Below are 13,564 nucleotides of genomic sequence, written 5' to 3'. Positions count from 1 at the left end.
GACATTTGCCGCCGCGTGCGCTTTGGCGCAGCATGCACGACAGAATGCGACGCGATATGCGGCAATGTGCCTCTATTTTGTTGAGAACCATTTCCAGTTGTGGAGTAGCATACGGTCGTCCGTCGCCATGCCTTTTGCGTCTAAGGAGCCTGCGTGTCTGCGCCTGCCGAACCCTTGCGTTTGCTGTTGTTGGCCGATGACCCGGAATGGGCCGTGCAATTGCGCCTTTGCCTACAGGGGCTCGAAGGCCGGATGGTGTTGCTGGAGGCGCCGAGCTGGGACGCGGTCGACCGTCTGTTCGCCGACGATCGCCAGGCCATCCTGCTGGCCACCCCCAGCCTGCAACCGGCGCCGGGGCGCTGCGCGTTGCCGACGATCCTGCTGCTCGACGCCGAGCCCTCGACCGCGCCGGTCGGGGCCAGCGACTGGCTGGTACGCGACCAGTTCGACGGCGATGTGATGCGCCGTTCGTTGCGCCATGTGCGCGAGCGCGGCCTGCTGCTCAGTACCTTGCAGCGTTTGGCCAAGCAGGACCCCCTGACCGGCATCGCCAACCGTCAGGGCTTCCAGGCCCTGCTCAGCGCGCGCCTGGCGCAGAACGAAGGGCATGGCCTGGCCCTGGGCCACCTCGATCTGGACAACTTTCGCCACGTCAACGACGCCCTTGGCCACCAAGGCGGCGACCGCCTGATCCTGCAAGTGGTGGCGCGCCTACAGAAGCAGCTGGAGCCTGGCGATCGACTGGCGCGCCTGGGCAGCGACGAGTTCGCCCTGCTGATCGACACCCGGCACGACGGCGACCGCGCCCAGCGCATCGCCGAACGCATCACCGAGGCCTTGGCCGAACCCTATTGGATCGACGGCGAAAGCCTGCTGCTGGGCAGCAGCCTGGGCCTGGCCCATGCCCGCGCGCAAAGCGGCGCCGACCCGCTGATGTGGCACGCGCACATCGCCATGCGCCAGGCCAAGGCCGTGCAGGGCTGCACCTTCCACCTGTTCAACGAACGCATCAACAGCAACGCGCGCAGCCTGGCCGACCTGGAAAGCGAACTGCGCCGGGCGCTGCGCCGCGACGAGCTGGAGCTGCACTACCAGCCCCGGCTGAGTCTGGGCGATGGACGCATCGTCGGCCTGGAAGCGCTGGTGCGCTGGCGCCACGGCGAACGCGGGCTGCTGCCACCGAGCGAGTTCGTGCCCCTGGCCGAGCAGAGCGGGCTGATCGTACCGCTGGGTTACTGGGTCATCTCGCGTGCCCTGCGTGATATGCAACACCTCAGAGACAGCGGCCTGGCGCCGCTGCACATGGCGGTGAACCTGAGCTTCCGGCAGTTCCAGGACAGCCAGTTGCTGGCGACCCTGAGCCGGTTGATCGCCGAACATGGCGTGGATGCGCGCTGGCTGGAGTTCGAGCTGACCGAAACCGCAGTGATGCGCCGCAACGAGCAGGTGCGCCAGACCATGGATGCCCTCGGGCGCCTGGGCGTGCGCTTCTCGCTGGACGACTTCGGCACCGGTTTTTCGTCGTTCGTGCACTTGAACAGTCTGCCGATCACCCTGCTCAAGATCGACCGCAGTTTCGTCGCCGGCATGGGCGCCCACAAGGACAACTGCAAATTGGTGCCGGCCATGATCAACCTGGCGCACAACCTCAACCTGGAAGTGGTGGCCGAGGGCGTGGAAAGCGACGAGCAACTGGAGTGGTTGCGCGGTTTCGGCTGCGACCAGGTGCAAGGCTTCCTGGTCAGCCGACCGCTGCCGATCGACGCGCTCAAGGCCTACCTGCTCAGTGGCGCCAGCCGCGCGCTGGCCAACTAAGCCTGGCGGGCCAGCAAGCGGCGCATGCGCCACTCGAAGCCGAAGGTCAGCGCCACCGAAGCGCAACCCAGGCCCAGCGCCAAGCCCCACCAGATGCCGACCGCGCCGTGGCCGAGGGTGAAGGCGAACAGCCAGGCGCAGGGCGCGCCGACCAGCCAATAGCAGCCCAGGCCGATGAGGAAGGTGGTCTTGGCGTCCTTCAAACCGCGGATCGAGCCCATGGCGATGGTCTGCACGCCGTCGAACAGCTCGAACCAGGCGGCCACCATCACCAGCGCCACGGCCAGTTCGAAGATGGCCGCGAAGGCCGGATCGTCGCGGTCGATGAAGATCCCCACCAGCGCCTCGGGCAGTAGCCAGAACAACGCGGCGAAGCCGAACATCAGCGCGGCGCCGAAGCCGATGCCGACCCGCCCGGCACTGCGCGCGGCGAGCAATCGGCCAGCACCGAAGTACAGGCCCACGCGCATGGTCACCGCATAGGAGAGGCCGGTCGGCACCATGAAGGCCGTAGAGACGATCTGCAACGCCACCTGATGTGCCGCCAGTTCGGTACTGCCCAGTACGCCCATGCACAACGCGGCGAAGGCGAACAGCCCGATCTCCACCATGTAGGTGCCGCCGATGGGCAGGCCCAGGCGCAGCAGTTCGCGCAGGGCCTTGAGCGACGGCCGCGCCAGGCCCTGGCGCAGCGGGTGGGGGGCGTAGATCGGGTGCCAGCGGATGTACAGCGCCAGGGCGATGGCCATGCCCAGCGACACCACCGCAGTAACCAGGCCGATGCCCATCAGCCCCAGGTGCGGCAGGCCGTACGAACCTTCGATCAGCGCGTGGTTGAACAGATAGTTGAGCACGGTGCCGACCAGGCTGATGACCATCACCGGGGTGGAATGGCCCAAGGCGCTGGTGAAGCCGCGCAAGGCCATGAAGGTCAGGTAGCCGGGCAGGGCCAGGGGCAGCACGGTCATGAACTGCATGGCGCTGGCGACGTTTTGCGGATCCTGGCCGAACAGCAGCAACAGCGGCTCGAGGTTCCACAACGCCAGGGCGGCCAGCAGGGCCAGGCCCCAGGCCAGCCACAGGCCGTTCTGCGCCAGGCGTGTGGCGCCGGCGATGTCCCCGGCGCCCTTGCGGATCGCCACCAGGGTGCCTACGGCCGCGATCACGCCCAGGCAGAAGATCGACACGAACGAATAGCTGGCCGCGCCCAGGCCGCCGCCGGCCAGGGCCTGGGGGCTGATGCGGGCCATCATCAAGGTGTCGGTCAGCACCATCAGCATGTGCGCCAGTTGCGAGGCGATCAGCGGCCCCGCCAGACGCAACAGGGCTTTGAGTTCGGTGAGCGGAGCGACGTGCATGATGGCCTTCGAGTGAGCGGGGCGGACCGCCGATTCTGAGGCTTGGGCCGGCGTTGTACAAAAGCAATTGTGCACCGCGTCCTGGCATCGGGGTCATGCGGCGCGGGTCCGTATGCCCAGGCGCGACGCCAGGCCCATTGGACGGGCGAGCCTGCGCAATCATGTGCAGCGCTACTACGCAGCCCCCATACGAGCGCCCTCAACGCTTACAGGTTGGGCAGATCCAGTGCCGCTGCGCAGGCTTGCATGGAGCGGTACTGGCTCTGCGCGTACAGCGCCAGCTCGTCCAGCACAGGCATCTGCAAGGCGGCTTCGAACGCCTCGCGGTTGGCGTTGCCGCCGTATTCGGCCTGGGCGTTGTCGCCCAGGTTGGATTGGAAGATGCCGGCAGCGCTGACCGGCAGGAAGTCTTCGTAGACCAGTGGCTCGACCTGCACATGCCCGGCCGCGATCAGCGCCCCCCAGGTCAGCGGCCGGTTGGGATCGCTGCGCGCAGCCAGACCGCGTTCGGTGGGGAAATAGCGGAAATAGGCCAGGTGCTCTTCGCGCATCTGCTTCAGGTCGTCCGGAAAGGCGGCGAAGGTCTCGGCCAGCAGCGTGCGGTAGCGTTCTGCATTGGCTTCGGCCGGCGCGCCGCCGAGGGCTGTGCGGGTGGCATCGAGCAACCGGTCGTAGAGCCGACGGCCATGGGCCGTGAGCGCCGCGCCGCGTTGCTCGATCTCGCCGAAGCGCGCGGTGTGGCTGCCCATGTCGCCTTGGCCAAGGAAGGCGACCCGTTCCTGCAAGGCCTTGAAGCTGGTCTGGCGCAGCAGGATCGGATGGCGCCGGGCGGGCGGGCCTTCGATCACGGCCTTGGGCGCGATGCCCTTGACCGGCATGCCGGCCTGGATGGCGTCGATGTCCAGCGTGCGCGGGGTGAGGTGGTTGATGTGCGGGCCTTTGAAGGCCACCACATCGGCGATCAGGCGGTGCTGCTCGTGCAACTGCCGGTACTGCTCGGCGGTGACGGTGGCCTCGGGGTGCCAGCGGAACGTATGCAACGCTTCTTGCACGAAACGCTCGGCATCGGCAGGGCCGAGTCCGCCCTCGCGCTCGCACCGTTCGATCAGGGCAAGGGTGGCCGGCGTGAAGATCTGGCGTTGGGCCAGCAGGCCTTGCGCCAGCTCGCGCAACCCAGGGTTGTCGATCAGTTCCAGGCGTAACAGCGAGGTGAACACGCGGAACGGGCTGATGCGCAACGACGCTTCATGCACCGCACGGAACGCAGTGGAATGCACCGGCACCCCGGCCGAACTGAGGTCGTAGTAGCCCACCGGTTGCATGCCCATCACCGCGAACAGCCGGGCGAGGGTGGCCAGTTCTTCAGCAGTGCCGACGCGGATGGCGCCGTGGCGTTCCTGGTCGAGGCGCTCGAGCTCACCCGTGCGGGCCAAGGCATGCGCCACCTCCGTCCGTTCGACCAGCACCTGCCGGTTGATCTCGCCCACCAGCGCCAGCAGTGTGCCGTACAGTGGCACCTCTCGTTTGTACATGAGCGACATCGCGGCGGAGAACTGCGCGCGAATCTGGTCGGGGCTGACGAAGTCCTGGGTAGCCATCGCAAGGTTCCTGGGTCGGCGGAAGGGACCAGAGTATGAAAGCTGGGAATGCATCGCGCCTACAAGCGAAAAAAAGTGCGTCTGTCATTCCCTCTTGTATGAATGCTGTCGTTGCTCAGTTTCCGCTCAAGCCTTTGTCTGGTGCTTCTGGCTTGAAACTTGGCTCCGTCTAGGCGAAGAAGTTTTCCTGGCAGGTCAAGGCGGCTGGGTTGGGCCTGCTACGCAGGCCATCGCGGCTGAACCGGTGCGCCGGCCGGCCGCTCCTACAGAGACAGCGTTGTGGCAGTTGTGGGGTTGGGTTGGGGCTGCTGCGTAGGTCATCGTGGCTGGTCGGCGTGCCTCGAGCCGGTCTTGGACGGCTATACGCGCAACTGTGCCTGCACCCACTCCACCAACGCCCGCACTTTCGGCACCTCCGCCGAATGCTCGGCATAGGCCAGGTAATGCGCGCCCTTGCTGGGCATGGCATGGTTCCAGGCGAGCACCAGGCTGCCTTCGGTCAGCTCCTTGGCCACCAGATAGCGCGGCACCAGCGCCACCCCGCAGCCCGATTGCGCAGCGCTCAGGGCCATATAGAACGTGTCGAAGCGCGGCCCTTGGTAGCTGTTGACCGCCTGCACCCCCTGCTGCTGAAACCACTCGTGCCAAGCCTCGGGCCGCGAGGCGTTCTGCAGCAGCACCTCGCGCGCCAACGCCTCGACGCTGTCTACCGCGCCGCCCGCCAGCAGCTCCGGCGCGCATACCGGCAGCACTTCTTCGCCGAACAGTTCCAGGCAGGCGGCGCCTGGCCAACTGCCCTGGCCGAAGAAGAACACTACGTCCGCCGCGCCTTGCAGCAACGCGAACGGCTCCATCTCGTTACGGATGTCCAGATGGATGTTCGGGTGTCGCCGACCAAAGCCCTTGAGGTGCGGGATCAGCCAACGCACGCCGAAGCTGGGTTGGGTCGCGACCTTGAGCACTTCGGTCTGCTGGCCGTAGGTCAGGACGTAGCGGCTCGACATGTCCACCTGGATCAGAATCTTGCTGACCTCGGCCAGGTACAGGCTGCCGGCCGGGGTCAGTTGCAGGCGCCGGCGAATGCGCAGGAACAGACGCTGGTGGAGCATCTCTTCCAGGTGCGCGACCTGCTTGCTGACCGCGCTCTGGGTCAGGTGCAGTTCATCAGCAGCACGGGTGAAGCTCAGGTGGCGAGCCGTGGCTTCGAAGCATTGCAGGGCTGCCATGGTGGGCATCAAACGTTTGGACATCGCTCGTCTCTGGCAGGTTGGAACAGTCGTTGGAGGAATGACAAGCGGAGTAAAGGTCGTTTGTTGCGCCGATGCAATCGGATGAATACTGAAATCCACGACATTCCACCGATGTAGGAGAAACACGATGGTCGCAGCACTGCTCAAGCGTCTGGGCGTTGCCGAACAGGCTCATGGCCGCGGTGATCACCCGGTCCACACGCCCATCGACGGCAGCCGCATCGCCTCGGTCGAGCTGGTCGGCAAAGCGCAGACCACGGCGGCCATCGACCATGCCCAACGCGCCTTCGAAGCCTGGCGCAATGTGCCGGCACCGCGTCGCGGCGAGCTGGTGCGGCTGTTCGGCGAGGTGCTGCGCCGGCACAAGGCCGACCTGGGCGAGCTGGTGTCGGTCGAAGCCGGCAAGATCACCCAGGAAGGCCTGGGCGAAGTGCAGGAGATGATCGACATCTGCGACTTCGCCGTAGGCCTGTCGCGCCAGTTGTACGGCCTGACCATCGCTTCGGAGCGTCCGGGCCATCACATGCGCGAGACCTGGCACCCGCTGGGCGTGGTCGGGGTGATCAGCGCCTTCAACTTCCCGGTGGCGGTATGGGCGTGGAACACCACTTTGGCGCTGGTGGCCGGCAATGCCGTGGTGTGGAAGCCGTCGGAAAAGACCCCGTTGACCGCCTTGGCCTGCCAGGCGCTGTTCGAGCAGGCGCTGAAAGCGTTCGGCGATGCGCCCCAGGGCCTGGCGCAGGTGGTGATCGGCGGTCGTGAAGCCGGCGAAGCGCTGGTGGACGATGCCCGGGTGGCGCTGGTCAGCGCCACCGGCAGCACGCGCATGGGCCGTGAAGTCGGGCCGCGGGTGGCGGCGCGCTTCGGCCGCAGCATCCTCGAACTGGGCGGCAACAACGCGATGATCCTGGCGCCCAGCGCCGACCTCGACTTGGCCGTGCGCGGCATTCTGTTCTCGGCGGTCGGCACGGCCGGACAGCGCTGCACCACCTTGCGCCGGCTGATCGTGCATCGCTCGGTCAAGGACGAGGTGCTGACCCGCCTCAAGGCCGCCTACGCCAAGGTGCGCATCGGCGACCCGCGCGAAGACAACCTGGTCGGTCCGCTGATCGACCGGGAGTCCTTCGAAGCCATGCAGGGTGCGTTGGCCCAGGCACGTGACGAGGGCGGCGAAGTCTTCGGTGGCGCCCGGCAACTGGCCGAGCGATACCCGAACGCCTACTACGTGGCGCCGGCCATCGTCGAGATGCCGGCGCAGAGCGCGGTGGTGCGCCACGAGACCTTCGCGCCGATCCTCTACGTGCTGGCCTACGACGATTTCGAGCAGGCGCTGCGCCTGAACAATGAGGTGCCGCAGGGGTTGTCGTCGTGCATCTTCACCACCGACCTGCGCGAGGCCGAGCGCTTCCAGAGCGCGGCGGGCAGCGATTGCGGCATCGCCAACGTCAACATCGGCACCAGCGGTGCGGAGATCGGCGGGGCGTTCGGCGGCGAGAAGGAAACCGGCGGCGGACGCGAGTCGGGTTCCGATGCGTGGAAGGGGTACATGCGTCGACAGACCAATACCGTGAATTATTCGCGTGAGCTGCCGTTGGCGCAGGGGATCGTCTTCGATTGAGTAGTGGGCCGTGTCTTGAGGAGCCAGCTGTGTGATGCCGGGCGTCGGGCAAGCGGGCACTTGGGGCCGCTGCGCGGCCCATCGCGGCTGAAGCCGCTCCTACAGTACTCGTAAGCTTCAGCCGCAATGAACCCTCACTGTAGGAGCGGCCGGTTCGGCGTTCCGATCAGCCGCGATGGGCGGCAACGCCGCCCCAACCCAGGCAGCACACAACCCCTGCCATACACCAACCCCAACGCTGCGACCCATACCACGACAAAAACAACATCGCTGGAGCCCGACCATGTCCCAATTGCGTCAAGGCTGTCTATGGGAGTCCGTCACACCACTGAACATGCCCGTGCACCGCCTAACCGGCGAGCACAAAGCCGACGTCTGCGTGATCGGCGGCGGCATCACCGGGCTGTCGGCAGCGCTGCACCTGCTCGAACGAGGCCGCTCGGTGGTGCTGCTCGAAGGCCACACCATCGGCCACGGCGGTTCGGGACGCAACGTCGGCCTGGTCAATGCCGGTACCTGGATTCGCCCCGACGACGTGGAAGCCACCCTCGGCCATCCAGCCGGCAGCCGTCTCAACGCCGCCCTCGGCGAGGCGCCGGCGCAGGTCTTCGCGCTGATCGAACGCCTGGGCATCGACTGCCAGGCGCGGCACGAAGGCACGCTGCACATGGCGCACAACGCCGCCGGCATCGCCGATTTGCAGGCCCGCCACGCCCAGTGGACGCGCCGCGGCGCGCCGGTCGAACTGCTCGACGGCGCGCGCTGCCAAGCGTATTGCGGCACTGACAAGATCGCCGCCGCGCTGCTCGATCACCGCGCCGGCACGATCAACCCCATGGCCTATACACAGGGGCTGGCCGCTGCTGTGGCGCGCCTGGGCGGTCGGGTATTCCAGCAATCGCCCGTGCAACGCCTGACCCGCGCCGACGGCCACTGGCAAGTGCAGACGGGCTCGGGCTCGGTGCAGACCCAGCAGGTGGTGATCTCCACCGGCGCCTACACCGAAGGCGACTGGAATGCGCTGCGCCAGCAGTACTTCCGCGGCTACTACTACCAGGTGGCCTCCGCACCGCTGCACGGCGCCGCCGCCGACGCCGTGCTACCCCACGGCCAAGGCTCGTGGGACACCCGCACCGTGCTCAGCAGCATCCGCCGCGACGACCAGGGCCGCCTGTTGCTGGGCAGCCTGGGGCGGGTCGACAACAAACCGGCCTGGTTCGTGCGCCGTTGGGCCGACCGCATCCAGCGCCACTATTTCCCGGCGCTGGGCAAGGTCGACTGGCAGCTGCACTGGACCGGCTGCATCGACTTCACTCCCGACCACCTCATGCGCCTGTTCGAACCGGCCCCCGGCCTGGTGGCGGTGACCGGCTACAACGGCCGCGGCAACACCACTGGCACGGTGGTGGGCAAGGCCCTGGCCGATTTTCTGCTCAGCGGCGAGGCCGAACGCCTGCCCGTCGGCTTTTCCACGGCCAGGCCGGTCAGCACGCCAGGCCTGCGTACGGCGTTCTACGAGTCGGGGTTTTCGCTGTACCACGCGGGGCAGTGTTTGCGGGTGGTGCTCTAGGCGCCAGGCCAGCCTGACCATCGCGCTACAAGGGCGTGGCGTTACCCGTATGAAGGCCTTTGCCACGCCTGGCGGGCATCGCCTGCACGCTGCGCATCGAGCGCCAGGCAGTCGCCAATCTGAACGTTCGTCACCTTGCGAACTCAAGACCAACACCTGCCAACGTTCCTGGAGACATCGCAATGAGTACCCTCGTGACCCGTGACGGCGCCGCCCTCTACTACAAGGACTGGGGCCGCGGCCAACCCGTGCTGTTCAGCCACGGCTGGCCGCTGGACGCCGACATGTGGGATTCGCAGATGGAGTTCCTGGCCAGCCGCGGCTACCGCGCCATCGCCTTCGACCGTCGCGGTTTCGGCCGTTCCAGCCAGCCGTGGGACGGTTACGACTACGACACCCTGGCCGACGACATCGCCCAGCTGATCGACCACCTGGATCTGCAACAAGTGACCCTGGTCGGCTTCTCCATGGGTGGCGGCGACGTCGCCCGCTATGTGGCTCGCCTGGGCGGCGAGCGTGTGGCCGGGCTGGTGCTGCTGGGGTCGGTGACGCCGATGCTGGGGCAGGCCGACGACCATCCCGAAGGCGTCGCGAACGCGGTGTTCGAAGACATCAAAGCCGGTGTGCGCGCCGACCGTGCCCAGTTCATCAGCGACTTCGCCACGCAGTTCTATGGCTTGAACGAAGGCCAGCACGTTTCCGATGGCGTGAAGGCGCAGACCCTCAACATGGCCCTGCGGGGTTCGATCCACGCCACCCTGGCTTGCGTTACGGCTTTCTCGCAGACTGACTTCCGCCAGGACCTGGCGCAGATCGAGGTGCCGACCCTGGTGATCCATGGCGATGCCGACCAGGTGGTGCCGTTCGAGACCACCGGCAAGCGCGCGGCCGAGCAGATTCGCAATGCGCAGCTCAAAGTCTATTCCGGCGCCCCCCATGGTTTTGCCGTCACCCACGCCCAGCAGTTGAACGAAGACCTGCTGGCGTTCCTGTCGAATGAAGTGCGGTTCACTGCGGGCGAGGCGGGGGAGTCGAACTGAAGTCTTGCCGATAGGTAGCGCGCAGCGGGTTCATCACACGCCGCTGCGCCAGATCCTAATCATTGGCCGTAATGTCGTTGATTTGGACGGTTAGGGCTGCTTTGCAGCCCATCGCGGCTGAAGCCGCTCCTACAAGATTGCGCTTGTTCTGTTGGATCGAGTGAAGTCGCCTCCACAGGGTTGCGCTTGTTTTTGTAGGAGCGGCTTCAGCCGCGATGGGCTGCGGAGCAGCCCCAAGTGGTGCTGTCCTGGCTCGACTGGACGGCACCATCACCGCCAGCCGGTCAATAGACAAAGCAAATACCGCCTCTATGGATATTCCATAAAGGTATTTAAATAAATCTGCTTATTCCCTTAAATTCCCTCCCCACTGCGTACCTGCCGACCAATCGGCGCGCCGCACGACCCAGAACCCACACGGGAAGCCCCCGTGCGTTTTTGATCGATGCGCGCCTGAAGTCGCGCTGCGTGGGAGTGAAAACATGTCCGTCGCTTCGAGTGCCCTGCTGTCGGTCGACAGCGCGCCACCACAACCCTTTCGGATCGTGCCCTTCGACGGTGCGGTCGGTGCCGAGGTCCTCGGCCTGGACCTGAGCCAGCCGCTCAACGGCGATGACTTCCAGCGCCTGCACCGCGCCCACCTGGACCACGCCGTGCTGGTCATGCGCGACCAGCGCATCACCCCCGAGCAGCACATCGCCTTCAGCCGGCGCTTCGGCCCGTTGCAGATCCATGTGCTCAAACAGTTCCTGCTCGAACAGCATCCGGAAATCCTCATCGTCTCCAACATCGTCGAAGACGGCCGCAACCTCGGCCTGGGCGATGCCGGCAAGTTCTGGCACTCCGACCTGTCCTACAAGCTGCTGCCAAGCCTGGGCTCGATGCTGCACGCCCAGGAGCTGCCCAGCGAGGGCGGCGACACCTTGTTCGCCGACATGCACAAAGCCTGGGACGCCGTGCCCGACGCGCTGCGCCGTGTGGTCAAGGGCCGCGAGGCGGCGCATTCCTACACAGCGCGCTACGCCGAAGACCGTTTCACCGGCAACTGGCGCCCGACCCTCACGGCCGAGCAGTTGGCGCAGGTGCAGGAAGTCATCCACCCGGTGGTGCGCACCCACCCGGAGACCGGCCGCCAGGCGCTGTTCGTCAGCGAAGGCTTCACCACGCGCATCATCGGCCTGCCCGAGGATGAGAGCCGTGACGTGCTGCAACAGCTGTACGCCTTGAGCGTGCTGGAGCAGAACGTCTACCGCCATCGCTGGCAGCCCCACGACCTGGTGTTCTGGGACAACCGCTCGCTGATCCACCTGGCCGCCGGCTGCCCGGCGCACCTGCGGCGCAAGCTGTACCGCACCACCATCCAGGGCGATGCCCCGTTCTGACGACAAGGATTTCCACCATGCGCAACTCCATCACCCGCCTGGCGGCCAGCCTGGGCCTGGGCGCCAGCCTGCTCGTCGGCAGCCTCGCCGCGCCCGCCGTGGCCCAGGCCGAAGGCAAGATCCGCATCGCCGAGCAGTTCGGTATCGTCTACCTGCTGCTCAACGTAGTCCGCGACCAGCACCTGATCGAGAAGTACGGCAAGGTCGAGGGTCTGGACATCGAGGTCGACTGGACGCAGCTGTCCGGTGGCTCGGCGGTCAACGACGCATTGCTGTCGGGCTCGGTGGACATCGCCGGCGCCGGTGTCGGGCCGCTGCTGACCGTGTGGGACCGCACCAAAGGCCGGCAGAACGTCAAGGCCGTGGCCTCGCTCGGCAACTTCCCGTACTACCTGTTGAGCAGCAATCCTGCGGTCAAGACCATCGCCGACTTCACCGCCAAGGACCGCATCGCGGTACCGGCGGTGGGCGTGTCGGTGCAGTCGCGCTTCCTGCAATACGCCGCTGCCAAGCAGTGGGGCGACAAGGACTACGCACGGCTCGACGCCTACACCCTGGCCGTGCCGCACCCCGACGCCACCGCCGCGCTGCTGGCCGGTGGCACCGAGCTGAACGGGCACTTCTCCAACCCGCCGTTCCAGGATCAGGCGTTGGCCAACCCCAACGTGCACGTGGTGCTCGACAGCTACGACCTGCTCGGCCCCAACTCGCCGACCCTGCTGTTCGCCACCGAGAAATTCCGCCAGGACAACCCCAAAACCTACCACGCCTTCGTCCAGGCCCTGGCCGAAGCCGCGAACTTCGCCCAGAACGACAAGGCCGCCGCAGCCGACACCTACATCCGCGTGACCAAGGCCAAGATCGACCGCGATACGCTGATTCGTCTGATCGACAACCCCAAGTACGAATTCACCATCACGCCGAAGAACACCTACCCGCTGGCCGAATTCATGTACCGCATCGGCACCCTCAAGCACAAACCCGAATCCTGGAAAGACTACTTCTTCCAAGATCCCCAACCCCTGCAAGGGAGCTGACCGCCCATGAACGCGCCGTTGCCAGGCCACGTGGCCAGCACGCAGGAACACCGCACGACACCGCCCTTGCTGGCGGTGGACAACCTCAGCCTGGAATACCGCACCGGGCAGCGCGTGGTGCGCGCCACGCATCAGGTCAGCTTCGAAGTCGACCAGGCCGACCGCTTCGTGCTGCTCGGGCCTTCGGGGTGCGGCAAGTCGACCCTGCTCAAGGCGGTGGCCGGCTTCATCGCGCCGCAGCAAGGGCAGATCCTCCTGCAGGGCGAGCCGGTACGTGGCCCGGGGCCGGACCGCATCGTGGTGTTTCAGGAGTTCGACCAGTTGCCGCCCTGGAAGACGGTCAAGCAGAACGTCATGTTTCCGCTGCGCATCGCCGGGCGCCTGCCGCGTGCCGAGGCCGAGGAGCGTGCCCTGCATTACCTCGACAAGGTGGGGCTGGCGGCCTTTGCCGACGCCTATCCGCATACGCTGTCGGGCGGCATGAAGGCGCGGGTGGCGATCGCCCGTGCTTTGGCCACCCAACCCAAGGTGCTGTTGATGGACGAGCCGTTCGCCGCGCTCGATGCCCTGACCCGACGCAAGATGCAGGAAGAGTTGCTGCTGCTGTGGGAAGAGGTCCGTTTCACCTTGCTGTTCGTCACCCACTCCATCGAGGAGGCGCTGGTGGTGGGCAACCGCATCCTGCTGCTCTCGCCCCACCCTGGGCGGGTGCGTGCCGAGGTGCACAGCCACCAGTACCACCAGGGCAGCCTGGGCGCAGCGGATTTCCAGGCCAGCGCCCGCAAGATCCACCGCCTGCTGTTCGACGAAGGCGAGGCGCCCGCAGTGGCGTCCGGCCTGGATTTCAACGACGTGCGCATCGCTTACTGACGGGAGCCTGAAGATGACCCTCACAC

The 13,564-nt window shown here is 66.4% G+C and carries 10 protein-coding genes; 7 read left to right on the top strand and 3 right to left on the bottom strand.

All coding sequences use genetic code 11. The features are described 5' to 3' along the window. Nucleotides 1-153: 153 nt before the first annotated feature. Nucleotides 154-1,815: a putative bifunctional diguanylate cyclase/phosphodiesterase gene (locus AA0Z93_RS06995; protein ID WP_413045788.1), complete on the top strand. Its 1,662-nt coding sequence runs from the start codon at nt 154-156 to the stop codon at nt 1,813-1,815. Here AA0Z93_RS06995 and AA0Z93_RS06990 read toward each other — a convergent pair. The 3 genes from AA0Z93_RS06990 to AA0Z93_RS06980 all read right to left on the bottom strand — a co-directional run bounded on the left by AA0Z93_RS06990 (nt 1,812) and on the right by AA0Z93_RS06980 (nt 6,021). After that, complete coding sequence (locus AA0Z93_RS06990; protein ID WP_413045789.1) at nt 1,812-3,173, bottom strand: NorM family multidrug efflux MATE transporter; 1,362 nt, start codon at nt 3,171-3,173, stop codon at nt 1,812-1,814. The genes AA0Z93_RS06995 and AA0Z93_RS06990 overlap by 4 nt on opposite strands. A 206-nt stretch (nt 3,174-3,379) precedes the next feature. Continuing rightward, nucleotides 3,380-4,771 carry a VOC family protein gene (locus AA0Z93_RS06985; RefSeq protein ID WP_413045790.1) on the bottom strand — a complete coding sequence of 464 codons (1,392 nt, stop codon included), beginning with the start codon at nt 4,769-4,771 and terminating at the stop codon, nt 3,380-3,382. A 359-nt stretch (nt 4,772-5,130) separates the two neighbouring features. Next, a complete protein-coding gene (locus AA0Z93_RS06980) occupies nt 5,131-6,021 on the bottom strand; it encodes a LysR family transcriptional regulator (RefSeq protein ID WP_413045791.1) in 891 nt (296 codons plus the stop codon). 127 nt (nt 6,022-6,148) lie between these two features. Between AA0Z93_RS06980 and AA0Z93_RS06975 the strand changes: the two genes are divergently transcribed. From AA0Z93_RS06975 to AA0Z93_RS06950, 6 genes are all read left to right on the top strand, one after another. After that, nucleotides 6,149-7,639 carry an aldehyde dehydrogenase family protein gene (locus AA0Z93_RS06975; RefSeq protein ID WP_413045792.1) on the top strand — a complete coding sequence of 497 codons (1,491 nt, stop codon included), beginning with the start codon at nt 6,149-6,151 and terminating at the stop codon, nt 7,637-7,639. A 283-nt stretch (nt 7,640-7,922) separates the two neighbouring features. Further along, nucleotides 7,923-9,209 (top strand): NAD(P)/FAD-dependent oxidoreductase, encoded by a 1,287-nt coding sequence (locus tag AA0Z93_RS06970; RefSeq protein WP_413045793.1) that lies wholly within the window; start codon nt 7,923-7,925, stop codon nt 9,207-9,209. A gap of 182 nt (nt 9,210-9,391) precedes the next feature. Then, entirely contained in the window at nt 9,392-10,249 is an 858-nt protein-coding gene (locus AA0Z93_RS06965) for an alpha/beta fold hydrolase (RefSeq protein WP_413045794.1), read from the top strand. A gap of 482 nt (nt 10,250-10,731) precedes the next feature. After that, a complete protein-coding gene (locus tag AA0Z93_RS06960; RefSeq protein WP_413045795.1) occupies nt 10,732-11,631 on the top strand; it encodes a TauD/TfdA dioxygenase family protein in 900 nt (299 codons plus the stop codon). Nucleotides 11,632-11,648: 17 nt separating this feature from the next. Then, nucleotides 11,649-12,668, top strand: a complete 1,020-nt coding sequence (locus AA0Z93_RS06955; RefSeq protein WP_413045796.1) for an ABC transporter substrate-binding protein — start codon at nt 11,649-11,651, stop codon at nt 12,666-12,668. 6 nt (nt 12,669-12,674) lie between these two features. Further along, complete coding sequence (locus AA0Z93_RS06950; RefSeq protein ID WP_413045797.1) at nt 12,675-13,538, top strand: ABC transporter ATP-binding protein; 864 nt, start codon at nt 12,675-12,677, stop codon at nt 13,536-13,538. The last annotated feature ends 26 nt before the right edge of the window (nt 13,539-13,564 follow it).

Origin of the sequence: Pseudomonas phoenicis, from assembly GCF_047302395.1 — a bacterium.
Taxonomy (GTDB): domain Bacteria; phylum Pseudomonadota; class Gammaproteobacteria; order Pseudomonadales; family Pseudomonadaceae; genus Aquipseudomonas.
Note: the sequence above shows the minus strand (reverse complement) of the source record. Positions and strands in the feature narration are given on the sequence as shown.

Coding starts and splice junctions, on each gene's coding strand:
- AA0Z93_RS06990 (WP_413045789.1), bottom strand. CDS start 3,173: ATGCACGTCGCTCCGCTCACCGAACTCAAAGCCCTGTTGCGTCTGGCG.
- AA0Z93_RS06985 (WP_413045790.1), bottom strand. CDS start 4,771: ATGGCTACCCAGGACTTCGTCAGCCCCGACCAGATTCGCGCGCAGTTC.
- AA0Z93_RS06980 (WP_413045791.1), bottom strand. CDS start 6,021: ATGTCCAAACGTTTGATGCCCACCATGGCAGCCCTGCAATGCTTCGAA.
- AA0Z93_RS06975 (WP_413045792.1), top strand. CDS start 6,149: ATGGTCGCAGCACTGCTCAAGCGTCTGGGCGTTGCCGAACAGGCTCAT.
- AA0Z93_RS06970 (WP_413045793.1), top strand. CDS start 7,923: ATGTCCCAATTGCGTCAAGGCTGTCTATGGGAGTCCGTCACACCACTG.
- AA0Z93_RS06965 (WP_413045794.1), top strand. CDS start 9,392: ATGAGTACCCTCGTGACCCGTGACGGCGCCGCCCTCTACTACAAGGAC.
- AA0Z93_RS06960 (WP_413045795.1), top strand. CDS start 10,732: ATGTCCGTCGCTTCGAGTGCCCTGCTGTCGGTCGACAGCGCGCCACCA.
- AA0Z93_RS06955 (WP_413045796.1), top strand. CDS start 11,649: ATGCGCAACTCCATCACCCGCCTGGCGGCCAGCCTGGGCCTGGGCGCC.
- AA0Z93_RS06950 (WP_413045797.1), top strand. CDS start 12,675: ATGAACGCGCCGTTGCCAGGCCACGTGGCCAGCACGCAGGAACACCGC.